The sequence below is a fragment of the Microbispora sp. H13382 genome (assembly GCF_014161445.1).
In the GTDB taxonomy this organism is placed as follows: Bacteria; Actinomycetota; Actinomycetes; order Streptosporangiales; family Streptosporangiaceae; genus Microbispora.
Genome location: NZ_JABBXA010000003.1, coordinates 309,995 through 336,586, shown reverse-complemented (window position 1 = coordinate 336,586; position 26,592 = coordinate 309,995). Strand labels below are relative to the sequence as shown.

Genomic DNA, 26,592 nt, shown 5'->3' with positions numbered 1-26,592 from the left:
AGTTACCAACATTCACATTCGCCGGTCCTCCATCTCCCAGATGTGGTCGGCCACGTGCCAGATGACGCGGCGGGCGGCGTACCGGACCGGCCATCCCTCGCCGCCGGGAGGAAAGGCGTCCGAAGGCTGCGAGAGCACCCGCGTGATGTCCGCGCGCAGGGCGGTCAGGCCGGCCTCGTCCGTGAAGGGCTTGTGCCGCACGCCGACCTTCCGGGCGTACGCGCGCTCGGCCTCCACGACGTGGGCGACCATCTTGTCCCGGTCCCTGCCGCCGCCCCTCGGGCCCTTGCGCAATTCCTCGGGGGACGCGGCGGCCACCTCGGCGAACACCGCCCACGCCGCGCGGGCGAGGGCGGCCGTACGCGCGGCCTCCGGCGCGTCCACCGGCTCCCGGTCGAAGTCCGGGACGGCGGAGATCGCGCCGAAGTCCGTCGTGCTGTCGCCCTTCACGCGCTCGACGACGGCCGGGTCCCCCGGCGCGAAGTCCAGCCCGGCCCGCTCGGCGATCACCCGGTAGCGCGGCGCGTACTCCGCGAGGGCGTCGAGCGCGGCCTCCTCGGTCTTGGCGCTCCTGCACCAGCCGGGCCAGTCGACCGAGCAGGCGAAGACCTTCTTGGCCCCGATTTCGAGATAGACGCGGTGGTTCATTCCACCAGACTGGCAGCCATACCTGACAGACTCCGGCAGGTTCAGACCAGGTCGATGAGGTCGGCCACGGAGTTGACCACCTGGGTGGGCCGGAACGGGTACCGGTCGATCTGGTCCTTCTGGGTGACGCCGGTGAGCACGAGGATCGTGTGCAGGCCGGCCTCGATGCCGCAGACCACGTCGGTGTCCATGCGGTCGCCGATCATGGCGGTGGTCTCGCTGTGCGCGTCGATCTGGTTGAGCGCGCTGCGCATCATCATCGGGTTCGGCTTCCCGACGAAGTACGGCTCCACCCCGGTCGCCTTGGTGATCATCGCGGCCACCGCGCCGCAGGCCGGCAGCGAGCCCTCCGTCGAGGGGCCGATGGGGTCGGGGTTGGTCGCGATGAATCGGGCGCCGTTGTCGATCAGCCGGATCGCCCGCGTTATCGACGTGAAGCTGTAGGTGCGGGTCTCGCCCAGCACGACGTAGTCAGGGTCGAGGTCGGTCAGCACATAGCCGACCTCGTGCAGGGCCGTGGTCAGCCCCGCCTCGCCGATCACGTACGCCGAGCCCTCGGGCCGCTGGTCGGCGAGGAACTTGGCCGTGGCCAGCGCCGAGGTCCAGATCGACTCGGGCGGCACGTCCAGCCCGGCCGCGCGCAGCCGTACGGACAGGTCACGGGCGGTGTAGATCGAGTTGTTGGTGAGAACGAGGAACCGCTTCCCCGACTCCTTCAGCCGCCTGATGAACTCGTCGGCACCCGGCACCGGCTGGCCCTCGTGGACCAGCACCCCGTCCATATCGGACAACCACGACTCGATGGGCTTACGCTCGCTCATGCGTCCAAGCATGGCAGGTGGCGGAGGGGTGAAGCACATCACGCGCCGCATCCGGAAATATCCGGATCCGACCTCAGGTTGGGCCGAGCATGAGCGATGACAACATCCGTGGGGTGCCGCGCGGGACGGCCGAGGTGCCACTGTCGATCCTGGAGCTCGCGACCGTCGGGGAGGGCTCGACCCCCGGCGAGGCGCTGCGCGACGCCACCGGACTGGCCCGGCGGGCCGAAGAGTGGGGCTACCACCGCATCTGGGTCGCCGAGCACCACGGCATGCCCGGAGTGGCCAGCTCCTCCCCGGCCGTGCTCATCGCGCACCTCGCGGCGGCGACCCGGTCGATCCGGATCGGTTCCGGCGGCGTGATGCTGCCCAACCACGCCCCGCTGGTGATCGCCGAGCAGTTCGGCACGCTGCACGCCCTGCACCCCGGCCGGATCGACCTCGGCCTCGGCCGTGCCCCCGGCACCGACATGGCGACGGCGAACGCGCTGCGCCGCTCGGCCGAGGTGGACCCGGACGAGTTCCCCCACCAGGTGGCCGAGCTGACCGGCTTCCTCGACGGCGCCTTCCCGCCCGGCCACCCGTACGAGAAGATCCGGGCGGTGCCGCGCGGTGACGACCGGCCGCCGATCTGGCTGCTCGGCTCCAGCGGGTTCAGCGCCAGGCTGGCCGGGCTGCTCGGGCTGCCGTTCGCCTTCGCCCACCACTTCAGCGCCGCCAACACCGAGCCCGCGCTGGACCTCTACCGCTCCTCGTTCCGGCCCTCGGCGGTGCTCGACCGGCCGTACGCGCTGATCGGCGTGGCGGCCGTCGCGGCCGACACCGAGGAGGAGGCGCTGCGCCAGACCATGCCGGGCGCGCTGTCGTGGCTGCGCCTGCGGCACGGCCGGCCCGGCCGCACCCCCACCCCGGAGGAGGCGGAGGCGTACCCGTACACCCCTATGGAGCGGGAGTTCGTCCGCGAACGGCTGTCGACCGTGGTGCACGGCGATCCGCAGACCGTGCGGGCCGGGCTGGAGGAGCTGCGCAAGCGCACCGGGGCCGACGAGCTGATGATCACCACGCAGGTCCACGGCGGCGCGACACGCCTGCGCTCCTACGAGCTGATCGCCCAGGCGTACGGAATGATCTAGTCGATCCTGCCGGTCATGCCCTCAGCGTGCGTTGATCCAGGCCCTGATCGGGTGTGAAGACACGTCGCTCAAACAGACGGAGATCGGTCAGCTGGAGCGGGAGGTCCGCTCCGGTACGGTCATCGCCGCGCTGTCACCTACCCGGTTGCCTGCTGACACCCCTGCACGTCAAGAACGCGGGGGCTCATCGAGCCCCCGCGCCTTTTCTTGTACGTAGTGATCCGCAGCGCCACGATGGTGATCACGACGGCGACGGAAGATGGACGAACGCGCCTAACAATATGGCGGCAAGGTCGGCCAATACATATTTCTACGGCGAGTTGCCAACCAATTGCCCCTGGTTATCATGCTTCCGGCTGAACGGGAGGACCTCCGCCGGCGTGCCCGGTCGTCTCTTATTTCTACTTGGGGAGGCCGGTCGACTCCTCCGCGTCCGCCTCCGGCAACCCATATGCCGACGCCACGAATCAGAAGTCTTCGGCGATCGCCTCTCGTGCGGAAGTCTCGATCTCACTGCCGGCCGCCTCGAATTCCGCCTCCGGCGCGTTGAACTCCCCCCTCGCGGTCTCCGTGAGCACGTACAGCGCCGCCAGGTGCGACCATGAGCCGGATCCTTTTGCGGTTGTGCCGACATATGCCGATACGCCAGAGTCTTCCCGATCACTGTTGTGGATCTACGTCGACACGGGAGGAAACGGGATGGCGGGTCGCCCGTACGCGCGGCTGAAGAGTCCGGTCCGGCGGACGCGGGGACCCCTGGCGCTGTTCTCGGCGGCGCTGGCGTCGTCCCTCATGGTCGCGGTCCCCGCGGCTGCCGCCCCGGCGACCGGTGCCGGAACGGTCCTGGCGAAGTCCGCGGCTTCCACGGCCGGGATCGCCGAGGACGACCTCCTGGCGCGGCTCAGGGCCGTCCCCGGTCTCCGGGTGGTGTCGGTGAAAAAGGGGCTGGCGAAGGGCTACAAGGACTACACCCTCACCTTCACCCAGCCGGTGGACCACCGGAACCCGCGCGGCGGCACGTTCCAGCAACGGCTCACCCTTTCACACCGGTCGGTGGACCGGCCCGTGGTCCTCTACACCAGCGGATACTTCATGCCGGAGAAGGTGTGGCTCCAGGAGCCCGCCTACGCGCTCGACGCCAACCAGCTCTCCGTCGAGCACCGTTTCTTCGGCGCCTCACTTCCGAAGCGGAAGGACTGGGCGAAGCTCGACATCTGGCAGGAGGCGAGCGACGAGCACGCGATCGTCGAGGCGCTCAAGCAGGTCTACGGCGGCGCCTGGATCGGCACCGGGGCCAGCAAGGGCGGCATGACCGCCGTCTACCACCACCGGTTCTATCCGGGCGACCTCGACGGAGTCGTCGCCTATGTCGCGCCCAACGACGCGGTCAACGCCGACGACCGCGTCTACGAGCGGTTCTTCACGACCGTGGGCACACCGTCGTGCCGGGCCGCCCTGCGTACCGTGCAGCGGGAGGCGCTCAAGCGTCGCAAGAGCCTGGTCCCCCGGCTCACGGCCATGGCCAGGCGCGAGGGCCTCACCTTCCGCCGCACCATCGGCACGGCCGACCGCTCCTTCGAGATGAGCGTGCTCGACTCCGCCTGGACGTTCTGGCAGTACTTCCGGCAGCAGGACTGCAAGGACATCCCCGGTGAGAAGGCTTCCGACGCCGCCATCTTCCGATGGGTGGACAAGATCCAGATTTGGAAGCAGTACACCGACCAGGGCATCGAGCCGTACCTGCCCTACTACTACCAGGCGGCCACCCAGCTCGGCTGGGCGTCCCTGAGCTTCGCCCACCTCAAGGGCCTGACCCGGTATCCGGGGCTCTACCAGCCGAACTCGGTGCTGCCCGCGTCCCTCCGCTCCGGCTTCGACGGCAGGGCCATGCGGGACGTGGACGCCTGGGTGACCCGGCAGGCGAGCCGGATGATGTTCGTCTACGGCGGGCGGGATCCCTGGAGTGCCGAGCGGTTCACGCCGAAGGGGACGGACTGCCATGTGTTCGTCGCCCCGCACGCGAACCACGGCGCGAGCATCAGCCGCCTGTCCTCTCGCGACTTCGCCGAGGCCACGGACACCCTCAGGCGGTGGGCCCGGCTCACCTGAGCGCCTCCGGACACGGACGATCGGAGGCCTGGCCGATTCCCGGCGCGTGCACAGCAGCTGTGAGCGGCGGGTGTGCGACAGCGCGGCCGGCGACCAGGAGACGGTGCTCCACCTGCAGGTACGGCGGTTTCGGTGCGGCAACGACGCCTGCGCCGCGGAGACTTTCGCCGAGCGGGTGCCGGGCTGACCGTCCACTACGGCCGCTACACGTCCCGCCCCGCACGCTGCCGCAGACGATCACCCCGCCTTGAGCGGCCGGGCCAACCCCGACCTCCTACGCGAACGCGTCCTCCTCGCCCACTGAGGCGGGTCAACGCACGGATCAGTGCCAGAGCCCGTTTTCGAGCGTCGTTGACAAAAACGTGCCCAGTGGCGGCCAGGCCAAGGTGACCTGGCGTATGAGCAGGTAAGCGCCCCACTCGTTGTCGGCGATCCCATCCCAGGTCCCCCGGGCCAGGCGTACTTCGCGGTCAGGACGCGAGGTGCCTGCTGAGTACTGACAAGAGGGCTTTATCCAGGCCCTGCGCAGCTTTCATCGGTCCACTGACAAAGTTTACTCATGTTAGCGCTATCTTTCGGTGGGGCTGGAGGTTAGTGTCTGCATCCAAGACCCGGACACCTGCGACATATAGCCCCATCCCCCACTTCATGCCGCCCCCCCACATCTCACAGCGAGGTGAACCTTTGTCTGTGCTGCCCTCGTCTCGTCCGAGCGCTCAGCGAGGCCTGATCACGCCGGGCCTCGCCGGCACGCTGACCACCCTTTCGGGCTTCGCCTCACCCGCCCGTGCGGTCGGCCCCGCCCCGAACGGGGCCGTGCCCCACGTGCCCACAGCGACCGGATCAAGGAGGATCAATTGAGATTGCGACAGCAAGGGTCACGTCACAGGCTGAGTCGCAAGGGTAGAGGTGTAGCCGGCCTGGCCCTGGGTGCGCTTCTCTCGGTCTCGTTAGCAGCGACGCCCTCGCACGCTGCCGAGGAGAATCTCAACGAGGGTCTGGTGCACCACTTCGCCCTCGACGAGACCGGTGGGACGACGCTGGTCAACACGGGTAGCGCGGGCTCGGCGGCGAACGCCACGCTCGTGAATCCGGGGAAGGCGACCTTGACCGGCGATGGAGTCAGGTTCAACCCCGACTCCTACGAGAGCGCCCTCGACGGTGCGTACGTGGCGCTGCCGAAGAACATCACCGCCGGCATGTCGAACCTCACCGTCGACTACGACGTGTGGATCGACCCGGCGAACGTCGGCGAGCACCAGATGTGGGGCTTCGGCGCGAAGTCCGGCTCGTGCGACGTCGACACCGGCGCCCAGGGCTCCATCTTCGCCTCGAACACCCAGCGGTTCCGCGTCGCGGTGGGTTCGGCGAACCTCCAGCAGAACCGGGTCCGCATGCCCGAGGGAGCGTGGACGCACGTCACCTACACCCAGTCGCAGAACCCGAACGGTACGAGCTGGACCGGCAGGCTTTACCTCGACGGCGTGCTGCACGCGACGTCAACGAACCTGACCACGCCGCCGTCGGTGAACGCCGCGGGGACCAACTGCAACTTCCTCGCTCGCTCGCAGACGTCGGGCCACTACTCATTCCGCGGAACGATCCGGGACTTCCGGGTCTACGACCGGGCAGTGAGCCTCGACGAGACACTCGCCCTGGCGAAAAAGACCGTCTCCAATGGCGTTCACGCCGACGCCGCCGCCATCGACCTCGGCCTGACCAGTGCGATCGTACGCGACATCGTTCTGCCCAAGGTGGGCTCCGTGGCGGGCTCGACCATCACGTGGACGAGTTCGGACCCGTCGGTCGTCGAGGTCTACACCCCGCCAGCCGTCGCCAGCGCACGCAAGGTCGCGGTGACCGGCAAGATCACCCGGCCCGCGCAGGGGCAGCCCGACGCGACAGCCACGCTCACGGCGACTGTCCGCAAGGGCGCCCAAGAGGTCACCACACGGGAGATCCCCATTGTGGTGAAGGCCAAGTTCGACGACGCGCAGGCGGTCGACCGTGACACGTTCGACCTGACCCTGTACGCCACCGACGACGTGCGCGGAAACATCAACCTTCCTGCCACCGGCGAGTTCGGATCCACGATCACCTGGAAGTCGACCAGCGACCTCGTCACCCCGACGGGTGAGGTGACCCGCCCGGCCTTCGGCCATGCGGATGTCACCGCCACCCTGACGGCGACCATCACCAAGGGTTCGGCCTCGAAGACGAAGTCGTTCCCGGTGACCATCACCGCCAAGCCCCGTTCCGAGAAGCACGAGCGGTACTTCATGGGGTACTTCAAGGGCGAGAACCTCGCCGACGGCGAGCAGATCATGTTCGCCACGTCCAACGGAAACACCGCTCTGGACTGGACCGGTCTGACCGGAGGCCGGCCGTCGCTCATCTCCCAGCTGGGCGACCAGGGCCTTCGTGACCCGCACATCGTCCGCTCACCCGACGGCGACACGTTCTACATGATCGCCACCGACCTGAACTGGTACGACCAGGGCGGATACGCCATCAACGACACCCAGTACATCGAGGTGTTCGAGTCGCACGACCTGGTGAACTGGACTCCTCAGCGGCACGTGAAGGTCGCGCCCGACAACGCGGGCAACGCCTTCGCGCCCGAGTCGCTGTGGGTCGAGGAGATCGGCGCCTACGCCGTGTTCTGGGCGCAGTCGATGTGGAACGACCCCGTGAACCGCACCGGTCAGGGGAACGCGCAGATGTGGTACACCACGACGCGCGACTTCCAGACGTTCTCCGCTCCCAAGGTCTGGCAGAACCCGGCCCCGCTGTCGCGGATCGACACGACCGCGATCCGGGTCGGTGACTACTACTACCGCGTGACCAAGAACGAGGCCGGCAACCAGGGCTCGGACATCTTCTCGGAGAAGCACACCGACTTCCTGGACAGCAACATCAACAACTGGACGTTGCTGGCTCCGGCTCTGGGGCGCACGACGTGGGTCGCCAACCAGGGGTACGAGGGGCCGGTCATCTTCAAGGCCAACCCTGGTGACACCTCCTGCCCCGGCCAGTTCTACCTCTGGGGTGACCGGTACACCAACGGTGGTGGATACCAGGCCGCGTGCCACGAGAACATCGAGGCTCCGACCTGGAACGCCAAGGCGATCACGATGACCAACGCGGGCGTCGTCCGTCCGCGTCACGGCACCGTGATCCCGCTCACCCTCCGCGAGTGGAACGACATCCGCAAGATCCCGAACAGCGACGTCGCGACCACCACTGAGGTGGCTGTCGAGCCGTACGCGAGCGGGGCCCAGACGACCACGGCCACCGCCACAGTCGAGGCAGCTGACGGGTTCGAGACCGGCGGTCAGGTGCGGTTCAGCATCGGCTCGTGGTCGAAGCTCGCCCACGTGAAGGACGGCGCGGCCACGGTCACGCTGCCGGCGGATCTGCCCGCGGGGACCCGGACCGTCAAGGCCGAGTACCTCGGCTTCGACTACCTGAAGGCGTCGGAAGGTACGGCGTCGTTCGAGGTGCCCTCCGGCCCGGACGCCGTCAAGGTCCATGCGAAGACCGCGCCGGCGTCGGTTGTCCGCGGGGACACGTTCGAGCTGAACGTGACTGTTGGGCCGGCGGGCGGGCAGAAGCAGAACGCTCCGACCCCGACCGGCGAGGTCACCGTCACCTTCGGCGGCACCGAGCAGGTCGTGCCACTGGCGGACGGCGAGGCCGTCGTCACACTGCAGACTGCCGATCTGCAGCGCGGGAACTACACGGTCCACGTTGCCTACTCCGGCAACCCGACCTACCAGCCCTACGCCGCCGACTACCAGAACTTGACGGTGCGGTAGCCGGCAGGTGGCGGGCCGGCGAGCTCATCCTCGTCGGCCCGCCACGAGCGGCCTAGAGCGTTTCGGCGCAGGTAGCAGCGGTTCCAGCACCACCCACTGCGCATCGGGCAGGTGGAACCGCCTCGTCACCGCCAAGGTGGCCAGTTGTCGATCTCCTACGCGCACACGAGCGTCAGAGCGGCGGGACCGCCGGAGAGGACTTCGATACAGGCCCCAGTGCCTCCAATGCCTCCTCCGCGCGGCGCATGGAGTCGCGGGGGTCGGCCTCGGGGTTGCCGATCTCCGGGTCGAAGTTGAGGTCGTGGAAGACCTCGGTGACGCCCTTGGCCGCGAGGTCCTCCACGTCGCGCCGGATCTTGTCGTAGGACCCGGTCAGCGGGCCCTCGTCCCGCGCACGGACGCGGGTGACGCCGCGGACGACGAACCGCAGCGCGTCCGGGTCGCGGCCCGCCTGCCTGGCCGCCTCCTTCACGATGGCGATCTGCTGGTCGATCGTGCCCAGGTCGGCGCGGCTGGAGCTGATCCAGCCGTCGGCGATCCGCCCGGCGCGCTCCAGCGCCACCCGGGCGGTGCCGCCCAGCATGACGCTCGGCGGCGTGGCCGGTCTGGGGGCCTGATGGGATGGCGGCACCTCGTAGAACTCGCCCTTGTGCTCGACGACGTCCTCGGTCCAGAGCCGCCGCAGCAGGCCGACGTACTCCTCCGCGCGTCTGCCGCGTCGCTCCATCGGCACGCCGGAGGCGGCGAACTCCTCGGGCAGCCAGCCGAGCCCCAGGCCAACATCGAGCCTGCCGCCGGACACCTCCTGCAGGGAGGCCAGCTGCTTGGCCATCAGGACCGGGGAGACGAACGGCAGGTTGAGCACGGCCACCCCGAGGCGTACCCGCTCGGTGACGGCCGCCACGTACGCGAGCGCGACGACGGGGTCGTGCACGCTCCGGTAGACCGGCCCCATCGGGTTGCCGACGGGGTAGAGCAGCCGTTGGAACGCCCAGACGCCGTGATAGCCGAGTTCGTCGGCGCGGCGCGCGATCCGCTTCATGTTCTCCGGCGTCGCCCACGAACCCGACACCGGTACGGAAAACCCAATCCTCATAGCCGCACCCTAGGGTGTCCCCCGTGATCGAGGAACTGGCGCGGCTGGCGCGCCGCGACGGGCCGGTGACGGTGCTCAAGCAGGGCCGCGTGCTCGTGGTCAGGGCCGGGGACGTCGTCGTCAAGGCCCACCCCCCGGACACCGACGAGCACGCCCTGCGCGCCCGCCTGGAGGCGGCGGGAAACCTGCCCGGCGTCATGCTGGCCCCTCTCGGCCTCGAACGGCTCGACGGCAGGCTCGTCACGATCTGGCCGGCGGGCGAGGCGCTGACCATCGCCGACGTGGACGCGGGGACCACCCCGTGGGAGGAGGGCGGCCGGCTGCTCGCCCTGTTACACGCCCGGCCGGCGCCTCCCGGCCTCCCGCCCGCCGGCGGGCCGTCGCGGCTGCCGCGCGCCATGGCCGATCTGAGGGCCGCCGGCGTTCCGGACGCCGTCGCCGCCCCCGTCCTGGCGGCGTACGCGACGCTGCCGCCCGCCCGGGACGGCGGCACGCTGACGCACGGCGACTGGCACCTCGGCCAGATCGTCCGGCACGACGGCGCGTGGCTGCTGATCGACCCCGACGACCTGGGCGGCGGGGACCCCGCCTGGGACCTGGCCCGCCCGGCCGCGTGGTACGCCGCCGGCCTGCTCGATCCCCGGGACTGGGAGCGGCTCCTGACCGCCTATCTCGCCGCGGGCGGGACGGCCGTGTCCGCCGACGATCCGTGGCGGGAACTCGACGCGCCCGCCCGGGCGTTGACCGTCCAACTGGCCGCGACGGCGGTGGCCACGGCGGCGAGAGCGGGGGACCCGCCCGACGACGCCGCCATGGCCCTGGTGTCCGCCTGCGGGAGGATCGTCGCGGCCGCGAAGGCCGAGACCTGACATAGGGAGAGTTGTCGGATGCAGTGCCCCAAGTGCCGTGGCAACATGCGGACGTTCGACCGCAACGGCGTTCACATCGAGCAGTGCGACAACTGCCGCGGCATCTTCCTCGACTACGGCGAGCTGGAGACGCTGACCCGGATGGAGTCCCAGTGGGCCCAGCAGCACTACGCTCCCCCGCCGCCCGCGCACGGTGGGCCCGCCTGGGGCGGCCACCACGGCGGCGGCCACTACGGCCACCGCCGCAACAGCTGGGTCGGCATGCTGTTCTCCAGCTGAAAGCCTTTCCGCGGAGGCCGCGGCCCGGATCGGGCCGCGGCCTCCCGCGTGCTCAGCGCGCGGGTTCCAGACCCTCCGGGCCCAGCGTGAGCCACCTGGTGATCCCGATCGACTCCAGGAACGGCAGGTCGTGGGAGACCACCACGAGCGCTCCCCGGTAGGCCGACAGCGCCTGCGCGAGCTGGCGGACGCTGGCCAGGTCGAGGTTGTTGGTCGGCTCGTCCAGCAGCAGGAGCCGCGGCGCGGGCTCGGCCAGCAGCAGCGAGGCCAGCACGGCGCGGAACCGCTCGCCGCCCGACAGCGTCCCCGCCGGCCGCTCGGCCCGCCCGCCCCGGAACAGGAACCGGGCGAGCCCGGCCCTGACGGCGTTCACCGACGCGGCGGGCGCGACCGCCCGCACGTTGTCGACGAGGCTGAGCGCGTCGTCGAGCACGTCGAGCCGCTGCGGCAGGTACCGCACCGGAGCGTTCAGCCGGACCGAGCCCTCGTCCGGTGCGAGGTCCCCGAGGATCGTGCGCAGCAGCGTCGTCTTGCCCGAGCCGTTCGCCCCCAGCAGGGCGACGCGCTCCGGGCCGCGCACGACCAGGTCGCCGATCGGCCCGGCGGCCGTGCGCAGGCCGTCCACTTCGAGCACGGTGCGCCCGGCCGGCACCTCGGTCGCGGGCAGCTCCACCCGGATCTCGGCGTCGTCGCGCACCGCCTCCTCCGCCTCGGACAGCCGCTCGCGGGCCGCGGCCACCCTGTCCTCGTGCATGAGCCGGTGCTTGCCCGCCGACACCTGGGCCTGGCGCTTGCGCTCCTGCATGATGATCTTCGGCTCGCGCTTCTGCTCGTACATCTTGTTGCCGTAGCGCACCCGCCGGGCCAGCTTGGTCTGCGCTTCGGCCAGCTCGCGCCGCTGGCGGCGCAGGTCGCCCTCGGCCGCGCGGACCATCCGCTCGGCGGCCTCCCGCTCGACCGCGAGCACCTCCTCGTACTCGCTGAGCGTGCCGCCGAAGGTACGGCGGGCGGGCAGGTCGGCGATCTGGTCCACCAGGTCGAGCAGCGTACGGTCGTGGCTGACGACGACCATCGTCCTCGTCCACGAGGAGACGGCGTCGTACAGGCGCCGCCGCGCGTCGAGGTCGAGGTTGTTGGTCGGCTCGTCGAGCAGCAGCACGTCGGGCTCGGCGAGGAACCGCGCGGCGAGCCCGACCATGACGGTCTCGCCGCCCGAGAGCGTCGCGACGGTCCGGTCGAGGTCGACTCCCGCGAGCCCGAGACGGGCGAGCTCGGCCTGGGCGCGCTCCTCGACGTCCCAGACCACCGCGTCGTAGTTCGCCTCGCTCAGGTCGCCCCGCTCGATCGCGTGCAGCGCCTCGCGCGCGGGGGTGATCCCCAGCAGGTCGGACACCGTACGGCTCGCGCCGAGCGGGAGGTTCTGCGGCAGGTAGCCCAGCCGGCCGGTGACCGACACCGAGCCGCTCGCCGGGGTCAGCTCTCCGGCGATGAGCTTGAGCAGGGTCGACTTTCCGCTGCCGTTGACGCCGACGAGCCCGGTCCGGCCGGCGCCGAACGTGAAGTCGAGTTCCTCGAAGACGGGCGTCCCGTCGGGCCAGGAAAACGACAGATCCGTGCAGACGATGGAATAAGACATGAGGCGGCTCCGGGTATCCCAGGGGCGAGATGAGAACGTACGCGTGGGACACCGCGGGCACGGGCCGCGAGAGGACACCGGAGAGAGCTCCGCCGAGGTCGCTGCGCCGGACCACCGATGGCGGCCGTGGGCGCGGTGTCGGGACCTCAGAGCTCCAAGTGACCCTCCGGGGGTGCGGCGGCAGGACGTCCGACACGATAACCGGGGGCCGGGGACGGACGCCACGGAATTAATCCGCCGGGGGCTCGGGCCGGACCGTAGTCCCAGGCGTCCCGAAGGTGACAAAGGGCCTACCCCGCTCCACGTGTCGCGGGTCTTGTCGCTAAGGTGAACCTGTCCTAACTTAGGTAAGGCTTACCGTCCGCCCGGAGGGCGATGTGTTCGCAAGTTATCTCATCGGCCTTCGAGAGGGCCTGGAGGCGACCCTTGTCGTCTCCATCCTGGTGGCCTTTCTCGTCAAGAGCGACCGCCGCGAGCGGCTGCCCCTGGTCTGGGCCGGCGTCGGCGTCGCCGTCGCGCTCTCCGTGGGGTTCGGGGCGCTGCTGACCTTCACCGCGGCCCACCTCGCCACCCAGCAGCAGGAGCTCTTCGACGCCGTCACGTCCCTGGCCGCGACCGTCTTCGTCACCTTCATGATCTTCTGGATGCGCACGGCCGCCCGGAAGATGTCAGGCGAGCTGCGCCAGAAGATGGGCGAGGCCCTGGAGCTCGGGGCCACCGCCGTCGTCGTGGTGGCGTTCCTGGCGGTCGCGCGGGAGGGGCTGGAGACGGCGCTGCTGTGGTTCGCCGCCGTCCAGGGCGCGACCAGCAGCGCGAGCCCGCTGATCGGCATCACGCTCGGACTGCTCACCTCGGTGGCGCTGGGCTGGGGGCTGTACCGCAGCGCCCTGCGGGTCAACCTCACGAAGTTCTTCACCTGGACGGGCCTGCTGCTGATCCTGGTGGCGGCCGGGATCTTCAAGTACGGCGTGCACGACCTGCAGGAGTCGGGGCTGGTGCCCGGCCTGAACACCCACGCCTTCGACATCAGCGGCGTGCTCGACCCCAGCGCCTGGTACTCCACCCTGCTGAGCGGGATGTTCAACATCACCCCGCAGCCCAGCGTGCTGGAGGCCGTCGCCTGGCTCGTCTACCTGGTTCCCGTCCTGGTCCTGTTCCTGCGGCGGCCCTCGGCGAAGGCGCCCGCCAGCCCCGCCCCCAAGTCCGCCCAGCCCGCTTCCTGACCGGAGTCGACCCAATGCGCACCCCCATCGTCCTGGCCACCGCGGCACTGGCCCTCGCCGGCCTCACCGCCTGCTCGTCCACGGAGTCGGGCTCCGGCGGCACGACCGAGGCGACCGCGGCCGGAGACGGGAAGATCGCCGTGGCCGCCACCGACACCGAGTGCAAGGTGGCGAAGTCCGATCTGGCCGCCGGCACCTCGACCTTCTCGATCACCAACAACGGCTCGAAGGTGACCGAGTTCTACGTGTACGCGGCGGGCGACCGCATCATGGGCGAGGTCGAGAACATCGTCCCCGGGCTGACCCGAGACGTCGTGATGGAGCTGCCGGCGGGCATGTACGAGACCGCCTGCAAGCCCGGCATGACCGGCAAGGGCATCCGCGGCGCCCTCAAGGTCAGCGGCGAGAGCAAGCCGCTGACCAGCGACGCGAAGCTCGCCGAGGCCGTGGCCAGCTACAAGCGCTACATCAAGAGCCAGTCGGACACGCTGCTCGGCAAGACCAGGGAGTTCACCGAGGCGGTCAAGGCCGGCGAGGTGGACAAGGCCAAGGAGCTCTACCCGGTCGCGCGTACGTACTGGGAGCGCATCGAGCCGGTGGCCGAGGTCTTCGGCGACCTGGACCCGGCCATCGACGCCCGTGAGAACGACGTGGCGGACGGCGAGGAGTGGACCGGCTTCCACCGCCTCGAGAAGGACCTGTGGGTCAAGAAGGACGTCAAGGGCGACGGCCCGATCGCCGACAAGCTCATGACCGACGTGACCACGATCGTGGAGAAGTCCGCGGCGCTGGAGCTGTCTCCCGTGCAGCTCGCCAACGGCGCCAAGGGTCTGCTCGACGAGGTCGCCACCGGCAAGATCACCGGTGAGGAGGACCGCTACTCGCACACCGACCTGTGGGACTTCGACGCCAACCTGCAGGGCTCGAAGGCCGCCGTCCAGGCGCTGCGCCCGGTGCTCGAGGAGCGCGACCCCGACCTCGTGAAGACGCTCGACGCGAAGTTCGCCGACGCCGAGACCACGCTCGGCGCGCACCGCAGCGGCGACGGGTGGAAGCTCCACACCGAGCTGTCCAAGGACGACCTGAAGGCGCTGTCGGACGCGATCAACGCCCTGGCCGAGCCGATCAGCAAGGTGGCCTCGGTGGTGGCCCGGTGACTCGGAAGAGCACAGCGAGCGGAGGCATCAGCCGCAGACGCTTGTTCTTCGGCCTCGGCGCGGCCGGTGTGGCCGCCGTCGGGGCCGGGGCGGTCGCCGGCCGGTCCCTGACGCAGGAGCCGGTCGCCCATGCCGCCTCCTCCTCCGACCCCGTGACCTTCTACGGCCCGCACCAGGCGGGCATCACCACTCCCGCCCAGGACCGGCTGCACTTCGTGGCGTTCGACGTCATCACGAAGAAGAAGGCCGAGCTGGTGGAGCTGCTCCAGGAGTGGACCGCCGCCGCGGTCCGGATGACCCGGGGCGAGGACGCCGGCACCTTCGGGGCCGTGGGCGGGTCGCCCGAGGCGCCGCCGGACGACACCGGCGAGGCGCTCGGCCTGCCCGCCTCCGGGCTGACGCTGACCATCGGTTTCGGCCCGTCGCTGTTCGACGAGCGGTTCGGCCTCGCCGACCGCAGGCCGCCCGCGCTGGCCGACCTGCCCGCCTTCCCCGGCGAGGACCTGCAGCCCGAGATCTCCGGCGGGGACATCTGCGTGCAGGCCTGCGCGCACGACCCGCAGGTGGCGGTGCACGCCATCCGCAACCTCGCCAGGATCGGCTTCGGCAAGGTCTCCGTCCGCTACTCGCAGCTCGGTTTCGGGCGCACCTCGTCCACCTCACGCTCCCAGGCGACGCCGCGCAACCTGATGGGCTTCAAGGACGGCACCAACAACCTGAAGCTCGAGGACACCGCCATGCTGCGCGACCACCTGTGGGCCGCGCCGGGCGACGGCCCGGCCTGGATGGACGGCGGCACCTACCTGGTCACCCGCAAGATCCGGATGCACATCGAGACCTGGGACCGCGCCCCGCTGTCGGAGCAGGAGGCCATCTTCGGCCGCGACAAGGGCGAGGGCGCGCCGCTCACCGGGCACAAGGAGTTCGACACGCCGGACTTCGCCAAGAAGGGCCCGGACGGGCAGCCCGTGATCGCCGGCGACGCCCACGTACGGCTCGCGCATCCCGACGCCCACGGCGGCGCGCGGCTGCTGCGGCGCGGATACAACTTCGTGGACGGCTCCGACGGCCTCGGACGGCTCGACGCCGGCCTGTTCTTCATCGCCTACCAGCGCGACCCCCGCAAGCAGTTCGTCCCCATCCAGCGGATGCTGTCCCAGAAGGACTTGCTGAACGAGTACATCAAGCACGTCTCCAGCGGCCTGTTCGCCTGCCCGCCGGGCGTGGTCGACGGCGGCGACTACTGGGGCCGCACGCTGTTCGCCTGACCGTTCGCGCATTTCGCGGCGCTCGTGCTGGGCAACGGCGGGGGCGGCAGCGGCGGCGGTGAACGGCCGGCGGTCACCGCGATCCGGGGTGTGATCGGCTCTGAGAAGAAGCCCTTCTTCGACGATCCCGCGGTGAAGGCGGCGTTCGCCAGGCACGGACTGCGGGTCGAGGTCGACACCGCGGGGTCCCGCGAAATCGCGACCACGGTGGACCTGCGCCCGTACGACTTCGCCTTCCCCTCCAGCGTCCCCGCTGCGGAGAAGATACGGCAGGCACACAGGATCGCCCGGACGTACTCGCCGTTCTACTCCCCGATGGCGGTCGCGACGTTCCAGCCGATCGCGGACGTGCTCGCGAAGGCCGGCGTGGTCCACGACTCGGGTGCGGGTTACCAGGTCCTCAACCTGCGCGAATTCCTCGAACTCGTCGCGAAGGGCACACGCTGGGACGCGCTGGCGGGCAACACCTCCTATCGTGCCCGCAAGCGGGTCCTGCTCACCACCACGGACGTCCGTACGTCGAACTCGGCCGCCATGTACCTGGCGGCGACCAGCTACGTGGCCAACGGCGACGACGTCGTGACCTCGCGGGCGCAGGTCGCCGAGGTGGCGCGGACGGTCGCCCCGCTGTTCCTCGACCAGGGCTACTCGGAGTCCTCCACCGAGGCGCCCTTCGAGGACTACCTCGCGCTGGGGATCGGCAAGACGCCGATGGTGGTGATCTACGAGCCGCAGTACGCGGCGCGGCTGTTCGCGGGCGGCGCGCAGATCCGGCCCGGCATGCGGCTGATCTACCCCGCCCCGACCGTGCTCAGCAAGCACACGCTCGTACCCCTCACGGACCGGGCCGCCGAGGTCGGCCGGCTGCTGCAGGAGGATCCCGAGTTCGCCCGTCTCGCCGCGAGGCACGGCTTCCGCACGGCCGACCCCAAGGTCTTCGCGGACCTGGTGGCCACGACCGGGGCGCACGTGCCCGCAAGCCTGGTGGACGTCGTCGAGCCGCCGGCCTACGACCGGCTGGAAGAGCTCATCTCGACCATCGAGCAGCGCTACCTCGCCGGCGTGAAGCCGTCGTCCTGACCTTCTACCCGACAAGAGAGGACACCCGTGTCCGAAGATGCTGACTCCGCCCGCCCCGGTGGCGGCGGTGCCGGTGGAGAAGGCGGCCGGCATGCTGCCGCTCCCCGGCGAGCGCGGCGCCGAGCTCGCCCGCAAGGCGTCCGGCTTCGCCGAACAGCTGGCCACGCTCGACCACCGGTCGCCGGAGTTCACCAGGAAGGTGCACGACATCACCTCGATGGGCGACTCGGAGATCCGCGCCTCCTCCCAGGTGGCCAACCGAATGCTCAAGCGCCCGGTCGCGGCGCTGGCCTCGGCCAAGGGCGAGGGCGCCGACGGCCAGGCCCGGGTCGCCGGTCAGCTCGTGGCGCTGCGCCGCACGATCGTCGATCTCGACCCCAAGCAGGCGGCCGCGAGCACCCGGCGGCTGCTCGGGATCATCCCGTTCGGCGACCGGCTGCGCGACTACTTCGCCAAGTACCGCAGCGCGCAGAAGCACATCGACGACATCATCCGGGCGTTGAAGTCCGGGCAGGACGAACTGCGCAAGGACAACGCCGCCATCGAGGGCGAGAAGGCGAACCTCTGGGAGTCGATGACGAAGCTCCAGGAGTACGCCACGCTGGCGGCGGCGCTGGACACGGAGCTGCAGGCGCGGATCGACCTGATCGAGCTCACGGCCCCGGACAAGGCGAACGCGCTGCGGTCGGACGCGTTGTTCGGGGTGCGCCAGAAGCACCAGGACCTGCTGACCCAGCTCGCCGTGTCGGCCCAGGGCTACCTCGCGCTCGACCTGGTCCGCAAGAACAACCTGGAGCTCATCAAGGGAGTGGAGCGGGCCACGACCACGACAATCGCCGCCCTGCGCACGGCCGTCACGGTGGCCCAGGCCCTCGCCAACCAGAATTTCGTACTCGACCAGATCACGGCGCTGAACACCACCACCTCCGACCTGATCCTCGCCACCAGCGAGATGCTGCGCACCCAGGCCGGGGACATCCAGACCCAGGCCGCCGCCACGACCGTGAGCATGGAGGCGCTGAGCAAGGCGTTCGACAACATCTACTCGACGATGGACATGATCGACGGCCTCAAGGCCAAGGCCGCGAGATCATGACGACAACGGCCCGGCGGCCCATCGTGCCCGAGGTACGGCCCGACGCGAGGTTCGGCACGGCCCCGCTGCTGGAGCTGCCTTTCCCCAACCGCCGCAGCGCCGCCGACGCACTGATCGACGCGTACCTCAACCAGATGCGGCGCCCTTCGCGCACGGTGTTCGTGCTGGACACCTCCGGTTCCATGGAGGGCGACCGCAGCGACACGCTCAAGCAGGCGCTCGCGGCACTGACCGGCGCCGACGCCTCGGCCTCCGGCCAGTTCTCCCGGTTCCGCAACAGGGAGACGGTCACGCTGCTGCCGTTCAGCACCACGGCCGGTCCGGCGAGCACCTTCACGGTGCCGGAACGCGATCCCGCGGCGGTCCTGCGTCAGATCCGCGCATACGGCGACGGCCTGGAGGCGAGCGGCGGCACCGCGATCTACGACGGGCTGCGCGGCGCATACGAAACGGTCCGGGGCGGGCAGGGCGGTGACGACTTCACCTCGATCGTGCTCATGACGGACGGCGAGAACACCGACGGCTCCTCCTCCGACTTCGCCGGCTTCTACCGCGGCCTGCGGACCCGGGTTCCCACCTTCGTGGTGCTGTTCGGCGACAGCGACGCCGACGAGATGCGGCAGGTCGCTGCCCTCACCGGAGGCGCGGTGTTCGACGCCCGGCGGGCATCGCTCGCCTCGGCGTTCAAGGAGATCCGTGGCTACCAGTGAGCGGATCCTCGCCTACCTCGGCTCGCTGAAGAACATCGTCGGCTCGGCCCTCGCGCTCGGCGGCCTCGGGCTGCACTTCCTCGGCCTCGCCGGGTCGTTCTGGCCCGTGGTCGTCGCCGGGTTGTACGGCGTGGGCGCTCTGCTCACCCCGCCCGACCGGGTACGGCTGACGATCTCCCACGCCGAGGTCGAGACACGGGCGCTGCGAACCGACCTGGACACCCTGGTGGCCAACGTGTCGCCGCCCCGCTTCCCCGAGGACGTCGTGGCCAAGGTCGGGATCCTCGCCGCGATCCTGCGCGACGTGCTGGCGAGGGCGGAGGCGCTCACCTCCGCCCCCGACCACCTGCACGTCGTCTCGCAGGCCGTCCGCGATTACCTGCCCACGAGTTTGGAGGCGTACGCCAACCTGCCCAGGTCGTACGCGCTGACGCGGCGAGGGCCCCGCGAGCGCAGCGCGCACGAGGAGCTGATGGCCCAGCTCGGCCTGCTGGAGTCGGGGCTGTCGGCGATCGCCGAAGCCGTCTACCAGGGCGACGAGCAGGCCCTCAGAGACCAGGGCCGGTTCCTGCGGGATCGCTTCGGCGGGTCGTCACTCGACCTGTAGTCACACGCGGGACTCGTACACGGCCCTGGCCTTCTCGACCAGGTCGAGGTGGTCGCGGAGCTGGGCGCGGGTCCGCAGGCGGGCCCTGGCCCTGACCAGTTCGTCGAGCAGGTCCAGCCACCGCAGGCACCAGCGCACGTCCTCCTCCCTGGCCACGTGCCGTCCGCGCACGTCGAGGTAGACCGGGCTGGTGTGGGCGTACGCCCGCCCGCGCGGGGACCGCGGATGGGGGCCGCCGCGGACCACGGCGACCACGTAGTCGGCGTCGTCCACGGGCAGGGACGCGGTGATCTCGGGGCCCGGCCCCTCGGCGAGCACGCCGGCGGCGGTCCTGATCTCGATGTGCTCCACTTCGGTCCCGACGGCCCGCGCCCGGACCGCCACCGTCTCGCCTCCGTCGAGGTCGAGCGTCTCCCCCGGCCCCAGGCCGTTCACCGTGAGCTCCAGCCAGGGACCGGTGGTGGCGAACGTACGCCCCCGCCGTACGGCCTCGGCGAACGACTCGGCGCCGAGCGGCCCGTCCACCCGGGCGTAGACGCGCTCCCAGCCCGGCGGGCTGGAAACCGTGTCCTGGCGGGTGAACGACAGCATGGTGTCGGTCCCCGCGAGGGCGGCGAGCCGGTTGCCCGCGCCGACCAGCCTCCGGTAGACCTCGGCGGTGCCCGGCACCGGCGACAGGTCGCTGAAATGGAGCACCTCCACTCCGTCGACCAGACCGAGCGCGGCGTCCACGACCAGGGCGCGGCCGGTGCAGTTCCTGGTTCCCTCGCCCACGACGTCCTCAGGGGAGGAGATCGGGCCGTGGAAGGGATGCGCGTACCCGAGCACGGCCCGCGGCTCCCGCAGGTCGCCGCAGATCGCGGCGTTGGGCGGCCAGTCGGCGTCGGTGCCGAAGCCCGTGTGGTAGACGGCGGGCGGTACGGCCACCCCGAAGACGTGGACGTGCCCGAACAGGTCGTTGCGATACTCCACGCCCATCCGGGCCACGTGTCCGGCGTCCGACCACGGCAGGTCGCGCCCGGCCCAGTGCTGGAGCGCCTCCCGGTCGTAGACGCGCTCTCCCGCGATGTTGCCCGCGACGAGGTTGAGCACGTGCAGGTCCTCGCCGAGCTGCGCGGCGGCCGCCGCCGCCGGGGCGGCGACCAGGTCCCCCGCCCAGTTCATGTGGACGTGCAGGTCGGCGCCGTACCAGCCGAGGGCGGCCGCGTCGTACAGCCGCTGCGGCGCGAGCCCGACCAGGGTCTCCTCCCCCGTCCTGGGCACGACCGTCGTCTGCGCGACGCCGTACTCCATGCCGCGCGTGACCCGGATCGTCACCGGCTCGGCGGGCACGGTCAGCACGACGTCGTCGCCGTGGAAGAACGGCACGTCGTCGTTGTCGCGCCGTTCCGGCACTCCCTCCGGGTACCACCCATGGCCGCCCGGGGAGGTGACGCTCCACCGGCACGGGAATCCGGCGCGCAACCGCAGCCTCGCGGCCGGCGCGGGCCGGGCCAGCCCGGACAGGTCCACCGCCGCGCCGTCCACGGTGAGGACGGTCGCGGTCGTCACGTCGAGGAGCCTGGCCCCGCCCGCCGCGATGCCGTACGGCACGCCGTCGGCGGTCACCTCCACCGGGTGCGGCAGCGCGGAGTCGACCAGCAGCGTCACGGGCACCGGCCCCGGCGACAGCAGCGGCCGGGCCGGGCCGTGCTCCAGACGGGGCTCCAGGCAGTGCTCCGGGCGGCGGCCGTCCGTGGTCAGCCGCAGCGCCACCAGACCCCGGGGGACCTCGCCGTCCAGGGCGTCGCGGAACTCCGCGTCGAGGTCGGGCCGGATGCTCATCCGGTCGGCCTCCTCGGGAAATCGGAGGAACGGCATCATCCGGACGTATCCCAGCGGCGGCTCTCCCCAGGTCATGCCGTGCGCGGACAGCAACGCCCGGTACTCCCGCAGAGCGCGCTCCACCTGCGGCGGCATCATCGGATCGTGGTTCATCGCACCTCTCCGTAATCGAAAGCGCGCACATCGTGGCACGGTTTCGGCCGGGGAAAACACGCAACAGTGCATTCCCGGTTACAGGGGTAGCGATCTTTCTCACTCGGGAGGAAAGGTGATCTCCCGAGTGTCAATCGCGCCGCCGGCGGACAGGAAGGCCGCCAGGATCCGGTCGGCCGCCAGCGCCGGGGTGAGGGTGCCGTCCAGGACCTGCCGCTCGATCTCGGGGGCGATCCCCGCGGTCGTGTCGCGGAGCATGGCCAGCAGCCGGTCGCGCACCAGCGCCCACGTCCACTCGACCTGCTGACTGCTGCGCCTGGCGGCGAGGTCGGCGCCCTCCTGGTGGCGCACGACGTGCCGCCACAGCTCCTCCAGCCCGGCGCCGGTGAGGCCGCTGCAGGTGAGCACGGGCGTGGCCGCGCGCAGCAGCCGCAGCGCCCCGGACAGCTCGCGCGCCGCCTTGCGCGCGGCCATCTCGTGCTCGCCGTCGGCCTTGTTGACCGCGATGACGTCGGCCAGCTCCAGCACGCCCTTCTTGATCCCCTGGAGCTGGTCTCCGGTACGGGCGAGGGTGAGCAGGAGGAACGTGTCCACCATGTCGGCGACCGCGGTCTCCGACTGGCCGACCCCGACCGTCTCGACGAGCACGATGTCGTAGCCCGCCGCCTCCACGACGACGATGGCCTCCCGGGTGGCCTTCGCCACGCCGCCGAGCGTCCCGGCCGTGGGGGACGGCCGGATGAAGGCGTTCGGATCGGCCGACAGCCCGGCCATCCGGGTCTTGTCCCCCAGGATGCTGCCGCCCGAGCGCCGCGACGAGGGATCGACGGCCAGCACGGCCACCCGGTGGCCCTGCCCGGTGAGGTAGGTGCCGAGCGCCTCGATGAAGGTCGACTTGCCGACTCCGGGCACCCCGGACACGCCCACCCTGCGGGCCTTGCCGGAGTGCGGGGTGAGCTCGACCAGCAGCCGCTGCGCCATCTCCCGATGGTCGGCCCTGGTCGACTCCACCAGCGTGATCGCCCGGGCGGTCCACCGCCGGTCGCCCGACAGCACGCCCTTGACGTAGTCCTCGATCGCCGGTGCGGTCACTGCTGACCCAGCCGGGCGGACAGCTCGCGTAGCAGTTCCAGGGCCGCGTCGGCGATCACCGTGCCGGGCAGGAAGATCGCCGAGGCGCCCGCGTCCCGCAGTTCCTCGACGTCGCCCGGCGGGATCACGCCACCGACCACGATCATGATGTCGTCCGCGCCGAGGCCGGCGAGCGCCCGCCGCAGCGCGGGCACCAGCGTCAGGTGCCCGGCCGCCAGCGAGGAGACCCCCACCACGTGCACGTCTGCCTCGACGGCCTGCCGCGCGACCTCCTCGGGCGTCTGGAACAGCGGGCCGACGTCGACGTCGAAGCCGAGGTCGGCGAAGCCGCTCGCGATCACCTTCTGGCCCCGGTCGTGGCCGTCCTGGCCCATCTTCGCGACAAGGATCCGGGGCCGGCGGCCCTCGGCCTTCTCGAACTGCGCGCACGCCTCGCGGACCCGGTCCGCGGCGTCGCCCACCTCCGCGCGGTACACGCCCGATATCGTACGGATCTGCGCGGAGTGCCGTCCGAAGACCTTCTCCAGCGCGGCGGAGATCTCCCCGACCGTCGCCTTGGCCCGGGCCGCGTTCACGGCGAGGTCCAGCAGGTTCTCCCCGCCGGCCGCGCCCTTCGTCAGCGCCTCCAGCGCCCCGGCCACGGCATCGGCCGAACGCTCCTCGCGCAACCTGCGGAGCTTGTCGATCTGCTGGTCGCGGACGGCGGTGTTGTCGACCTTGAGCACCTCGATCGGCTCGTCCGCCTCGGGGCGGTACTTGTTGACGCCGATCACCGGCTGCCTGCCGGAGTCGATGCGGGCCTGGGTGCGGGCCGCCGCCTCCTCGATGCGCATCTTGGGCAGCCCCTGGTCGATGGCCCGCGCCATGCCGCCGGCCCGCTCGACCTCCTGGATGTGACCCCAGGCCGCCCGCGCCAGCTCGCGGGTCAGCCGCTCGACGTAGTAGGAGCCGCCCCACGGGTCGATCACCCGCGTCGTTCCCGACTCCTGCTGAAGCAACAGCTGGGTGTTGCGGGCGATCCGCGCCGAGAAGTCGGTCGGCAGCGCGAGCGCCTCGTCCAGGGCGTTGGTGTGCAGCGACTGCGTGTGGCCCTGGGTGGCCGCCATCGCCTCGACGCAGGTCCGTACGACGTTGTTGAACACGTCCTGCGCGGTCAGCGACCATCCGGAGGTCTGGCTGTGCGTGCGCAGCGACAGCGATTTGGGGTTGGCCGGGCCGAAGCCCTTGACCAGGCGGGCCCACAGCAGCCGGGCGGCGCGGAGCTTGGCGACCTCCATGAAGAAGTTCATGCCGATGCACCAGAAGAACGACAGCCGCGGCGCGAACTCGTCGATGCCCAGCCCCGCCTGGACGCCCGCGCGCAGGTACTCCAGCCCGTCGGCCAGCGTGTAGGCGAGCTCCAGGTCACAGGTCGCCCCGGCCTCCTGGATGTGGTAGCCCGAGATCGAGATGGAGTTGAACTTCGGCATCTTCCTGGAGGTGTACTCGAAGATGTCGGAGATGATCCGCATCGACGGGCCCGGCGGGTAGATGTAGGTGTTGCGGACCATGAACTCCTTGAGGATGTCGTTCTGAATGGTCCCCGCCAGTTTGTCGGGCGTGACGCCCTGCTCCTCGGCCGCGACGATGTAGAGCGCCAGGATCGGCAGCACCGCGCCGTTCATGGTCATCGACACGCTCATCCGGTCGAGCGGGATCCCGTCGAACAGCTGCCGCATGTCGTAGATCGAGTCGATCGCCACGCCCGCCATGCCCACGTCGCCGGCGACGCGGGGGTGATCGGAGTCGTAGCCCCGGTGGGTGGCGAGGTCGAAGGCCACCGACAGGCCCTTCTGCCCGGCCGCCAGGTTCCGCCGGTAGAACGCGTTGGACTCCTCCGCCGTGGAGAACCCGGCGTACTGCCTGATGGTCCACGGCTGGGTGACGTACATCGTCGGGTAGGGGCCGCGCAGGAAGGGCGCGATGCCCGGGTACGTCCCGAGGGACGGACCGTCCGCGAGGTCGGCGGCCGTGTAGAACGGCTTGACCGCGATGCCCTCGGGGGTCTCCCACACCTCGTCACCGGAGTGGACGTCCGGCGCCGCGGCGCTCGACCCCAGGTCAATTTCCGAGAAATCCGGAATCATCGGTTCACTCCCAGGTCGTCGAACGTCGTGCGCAGCACCTCGATCGCGTCGCATCCGGCGTACAAGGTGGCGTCCACCCCCTCATACTCTCCCTTGCCGGCCAGCCAGACCGTGCGCGCCCCGGCCTCCCGCAGCGCCGCGGCGACGGCCGCCGCGTGCTCGCCGTACAGCCGGTCGCTGGAGCACAGGCAGGCCACGGGGGTGCCGCAGTCGCGGAAGGCGGCGGCGATCGCGGCCGGGTCGGTGCCCGGGCCGCCGGCGACGGTCGCGACGCCGCCCGCCGCGAACAGGTTGGCGGCGAACGCCGCCCTCGCGGTGTGCGCGGCGACCGGCCCGATCGTGGCGAGGAAAACCGTGGGCCGCTCCGGCCGGGCGTCGGCGAGGTCGCGCAGCGCCTCGAACTCCTCGGCGTAGCGCATCACCGGCAGCCCCTCACCGGAGGTGACGGCGAGCCCGGGGCCGGGCCGCCGGGACACCGGCCTCTCCTTCAGGTCGGGGAACTCGCTGACCCCGGTGACCGGGTCGCGTCGGTGGGCGAGGTTGTCCGCGCGCCTGGCCCTGGTCGCCGCCAGCCGCTCGGGGACCAGCCGCTCGAGCGCGGCCGCCATGCCGCCGGCCCGCTCGATCTCCTGGAACCACTCCCAGGCCCGGGCGGCGAGGTCGTCGGTGAGCCGCTCCACGTACCACGAGCCGCCGGCCGGGTCGGCCACCCGGGCGACGTTGGCCTCCTCCACCAGCAGCGACTGGGTGTTGCGCGCGATGCGCCGCGCGAACGCGTCGGGCAGGCCGAGGCCGGCGTCGAACGGCTGGACGGTCACCGCGTCCGCCCCGCCCACCCCGGCCGCGAAGCAGGCGAGGGTCGTGCGGAGCATGTTCACCCACGGATCGCGGACCGTCATCATCGCCGAGGAGGTGACCGCGTGCTGGAGTTGGACTCCCGGTCCGCCGACCACCTCGGCGACCCGCGCCCACATCCGCCGGGCGGCCCGGAGCTTGGCGATGGTGAGGAACTGGTCGGCGGTCGCGGCGTACCGGAACTCGAGCTGCCCGAACGCCTGCTCGGCCGTCAGGCCCGCGCCGGTCAGCGCCCGCAGATAGGCGACGCCGGTCGCGATCGAACAGCCCAGCTCCTCGGCGTCGGCGCCGCCCGCGTCGTGGTACGGCAGGGCGTCGACGGTGATCGCCCGCAGGCCGGGGTGATCCGCGGCGCAGCGGCCGGCGAGCGCGGCCGCGGCACCCGCGTCCACGCCGGCACCGGTGCGGGCGGCCAGCCCTATCGGGTCGGCGCCCAGGTTGCCCCCGGGCAGCGCGACTCCCCCGGCGGTCTTCTCGACATGGCGCAGGAACGCCTCCGCCGCCTCCGCCGTACGCGGGCCGGCGTCGAGGACGACCGGGGCGAGGTCGAGCAGGACGCCGTCCAGCACGGCCGGCAGCGCGGCCGGGTCGATCACGTTCAGGTCGAGCCACAGGGACGTGACGCCGTTCTCCAGGTCGGCGTGGATCGCCTCCCGGGTCGCGGCCGGATCGGGGTCGGCGTGCCGCTGGCGCACGTCCCAGGGGCCGGGGCCGCGCACCACGCGGGGCGTCTGCGGCAGGTCGGCGGCGTCGTACAGCGGCGCCACGGCGACGGCGTCGTAGGTCGTGGTGGACAGGGCGTCCTCGACCGCGTCCGGCGGGCCGCCCCAGCCGGATCTGCGCAGCACGTCGGCCGCGAGCGCCCGCCACTGCTCGCGTGTGGCCTGCGGGAACCCCGCTGCGGGATCGGCGAGATCGTCGAGTTCAACAGGCGGCACCGTCATGCACCGGATGCTAGATGCACCGGAGCGGCTCAGGGCTCCCGGGGTCCC

At 71.1% G+C, this 26,592-nt stretch carries 22 protein-coding genes; 13 read left to right on the top strand and 9 right to left on the bottom strand.

Features of this window, described 5'->3' with window-relative positions:
• Positions 1 to 12: 12 nt before the first annotated feature.
• Both HHX41_RS09120 and HHX41_RS09115 read right to left on the bottom strand, forming a co-directional pair.
• A complete protein-coding gene (locus HHX41_RS09120) occupies positions 13 to 648 on the bottom strand; it encodes a hypothetical protein (RefSeq protein ID WP_182905555.1) in 636 nt (211 codons plus the stop codon).
• Positions 649 to 689: 41 nt separating this feature from the next.
• Positions 690 to 1,469: an HAD-IIA family hydrolase gene (locus HHX41_RS09115; RefSeq protein WP_169982340.1), complete on the bottom strand. Its 780-nt coding sequence runs from the start codon at positions 1,467 to 1,469 to the stop codon at positions 690 to 692.
• A gap of 89 nt (positions 1,470 to 1,558) precedes the next feature.
• On the opposite strand from HHX41_RS09115, the gene HHX41_RS09110 reads away from it, so the two are divergent.
• Positions 1,559 to 2,602, top strand: coding sequence for an LLM class flavin-dependent oxidoreductase (locus tag HHX41_RS09110; protein WP_182905554.1), 1,044 nt, complete (start codon positions 1,559 to 1,561; stop codon positions 2,600 to 2,602).
• A gap of 467 nt (positions 2,603 to 3,069) precedes the next feature.
• Here HHX41_RS09110 and HHX41_RS39630 read toward each other — a convergent pair whose 3' ends face one another.
• Positions 3,070 to 3,195, bottom strand: coding sequence for a DUF5713 family protein (locus tag HHX41_RS39630; RefSeq protein ID WP_220503914.1), 126 nt, complete (start codon positions 3,193 to 3,195; stop codon positions 3,070 to 3,072).
• A gap of 106 nt (positions 3,196 to 3,301) precedes the next feature.
• Between HHX41_RS39630 and HHX41_RS09105 the strand changes: the two genes are divergently transcribed.
• From HHX41_RS09105 to HHX41_RS09095, 3 genes are all read left to right on the top strand, one after another.
• A complete protein-coding gene (locus HHX41_RS09105; RefSeq protein ID WP_259400790.1) occupies positions 3,302 to 4,711 on the top strand; it encodes a S28 family serine protease in 1,410 nt (469 codons plus the stop codon).
• A gap of 46 nt (positions 4,712 to 4,757) precedes the next feature.
• Entirely contained in the window at positions 4,758 to 4,898 is a 141-nt protein-coding gene (locus tag HHX41_RS09100; protein ID WP_182905553.1) for a hypothetical protein, read from the top strand.
• A gap of 814 nt (positions 4,899 to 5,712) precedes the next feature.
• Positions 5,713 to 8,529 (top strand): immunoglobulin-like domain-containing protein, encoded by a 2,817-nt coding sequence (locus HHX41_RS09095; protein ID WP_182905552.1) that lies wholly within the window; start codon positions 5,713 to 5,715, stop codon positions 8,527 to 8,529.
• Between the two features lie 172 nt (positions 8,530 to 8,701).
• Here the strand turns inward: HHX41_RS09095 and HHX41_RS09090 are convergent, their stop codons facing one another.
• Positions 8,702 to 9,625 carry a TIGR03619 family F420-dependent LLM class oxidoreductase gene (locus HHX41_RS09090; RefSeq protein WP_182905551.1) on the bottom strand — a complete coding sequence of 308 codons (924 nt, stop codon included), beginning with the start codon at positions 9,623 to 9,625 and terminating at the stop codon, positions 8,702 to 8,704.
• 23 nt (positions 9,626 to 9,648) lie between these two features.
• On the opposite strand from HHX41_RS09090, the gene HHX41_RS09085 reads away from it, so the two are divergent.
• On the top strand, positions 9,649 to 10,494 hold the full coding sequence (locus tag HHX41_RS09085; protein ID WP_169982335.1) for a phosphotransferase: 846 nt from the start codon (positions 9,649 to 9,651) through the stop codon (positions 10,492 to 10,494).
• A gap of 18 nt (positions 10,495 to 10,512) precedes the next feature.
• Positions 10,513 to 10,773 carry a zf-TFIIB domain-containing protein gene (locus tag HHX41_RS09080; protein ID WP_169982334.1) on the top strand — a complete coding sequence of 87 codons (261 nt, stop codon included), beginning with the start codon at positions 10,513 to 10,515 and terminating at the stop codon, positions 10,771 to 10,773.
• A gap of 52 nt (positions 10,774 to 10,825) precedes the next feature.
• Here HHX41_RS09080 and HHX41_RS09075 read toward each other — a convergent pair whose 3' ends face one another.
• The gene (locus HHX41_RS09075; RefSeq protein WP_182905549.1) at positions 10,826 to 12,409 is read right to left on the bottom strand and encodes an ABC-F family ATP-binding cassette domain-containing protein; all 1,584 of its coding nucleotides are present in this window, start codon (positions 12,407 to 12,409) and stop codon (positions 10,826 to 10,828) included.
• A 377-nt stretch (positions 12,410 to 12,786) separates the two neighbouring features.
• Here HHX41_RS09075 and efeU point away from each other — a divergent pair, with 377 nt between their 5' ends.
• The 7 genes from efeU (at position 12,787) to HHX41_RS09040 (ending at position 19,550) form a co-directional block, all read left to right on the top strand.
• Positions 12,787 to 13,632, top strand: coding sequence for an iron uptake transporter permease EfeU (gene efeU / locus HHX41_RS09070; protein WP_182905548.1), 846 nt, complete (start codon positions 12,787 to 12,789; stop codon positions 13,630 to 13,632).
• Between the two features lie 14 nt (positions 13,633 to 13,646).
• Positions 13,647 to 14,789 (top strand): iron uptake system protein EfeO, encoded by a 1,143-nt coding sequence (efeO, locus tag HHX41_RS09065; protein WP_182905547.1) that lies wholly within the window; start codon positions 13,647 to 13,649, stop codon positions 14,787 to 14,789.
• Positions 14,786 to 16,057 carry an iron uptake transporter deferrochelatase/peroxidase subunit gene (gene efeB, locus HHX41_RS09060; RefSeq protein ID WP_310741861.1) on the top strand — a complete coding sequence of 424 codons (1,272 nt, stop codon included), beginning with the start codon at positions 14,786 to 14,788 and terminating at the stop codon, positions 16,055 to 16,057. Before efeO ends, efeB begins: the two co-directional genes overlap by 4 nt.
• Before the next feature lie 90 nt (positions 16,058 to 16,147).
• On the top strand, positions 16,148 to 17,137 hold the full coding sequence (locus HHX41_RS09055; protein ID WP_182905546.1) for a hypothetical protein: 990 nt from the start codon (positions 16,148 to 16,150) through the stop codon (positions 17,135 to 17,137).
• Between the two features lie 37 nt (positions 17,138 to 17,174).
• Positions 17,175 to 18,233 (top strand): toxic anion resistance protein, encoded by a 1,059-nt coding sequence (locus HHX41_RS09050; protein ID WP_182905545.1) that lies wholly within the window; start codon positions 17,175 to 17,177, stop codon positions 18,231 to 18,233.
• Positions 18,230 to 18,943, top strand: a complete 714-nt coding sequence (locus tag HHX41_RS09045) for a VWA domain-containing protein (protein ID WP_182905544.1) — start codon at positions 18,230 to 18,232, stop codon at positions 18,941 to 18,943. Before HHX41_RS09050 ends, HHX41_RS09045 begins: the two co-directional genes overlap by 4 nt.
• Positions 18,930 to 19,550 (top strand): hypothetical protein, encoded by a 621-nt coding sequence (locus HHX41_RS09040; RefSeq protein WP_182905543.1) that lies wholly within the window; start codon positions 18,930 to 18,932, stop codon positions 19,548 to 19,550. Before HHX41_RS09045 ends, HHX41_RS09040 begins: the two co-directional genes overlap by 14 nt.
• Here the strand turns inward: HHX41_RS09040 and HHX41_RS09035 are convergent, their stop codons facing one another.
• From HHX41_RS09035 to HHX41_RS09020, 4 genes are all read right to left on the bottom strand, one after another.
• Positions 19,551 to 21,527: a CehA/McbA family metallohydrolase gene (locus tag HHX41_RS09035; protein WP_182905542.1), complete on the bottom strand. Its 1,977-nt coding sequence runs from the start codon at positions 21,525 to 21,527 to the stop codon at positions 19,551 to 19,553.
• Between the two features lie 99 nt (positions 21,528 to 21,626).
• Positions 21,627 to 22,619, bottom strand: a complete 993-nt coding sequence (gene meaB / locus HHX41_RS09030) for a methylmalonyl Co-A mutase-associated GTPase MeaB (RefSeq protein WP_182905541.1) — start codon at positions 22,617 to 22,619, stop codon at positions 21,627 to 21,629.
• Positions 22,616 to 24,745 (bottom strand): methylmalonyl-CoA mutase, encoded by a 2,130-nt coding sequence (gene scpA / locus HHX41_RS09025; RefSeq protein WP_182905540.1) that lies wholly within the window; start codon positions 24,743 to 24,745, stop codon positions 22,616 to 22,618. Before scpA ends, meaB begins: the two co-directional genes overlap by 4 nt.
• Positions 24,742 to 26,544 carry a methylmalonyl-CoA mutase subunit beta gene (locus HHX41_RS09020; RefSeq protein WP_182905539.1) on the bottom strand — a complete coding sequence of 601 codons (1,803 nt, stop codon included), beginning with the start codon at positions 26,542 to 26,544 and terminating at the stop codon, positions 24,742 to 24,744. Before HHX41_RS09020 ends, scpA begins: the two co-directional genes overlap by 4 nt.
• Positions 26,545 to 26,592: the final 48 nt, after the last annotated feature.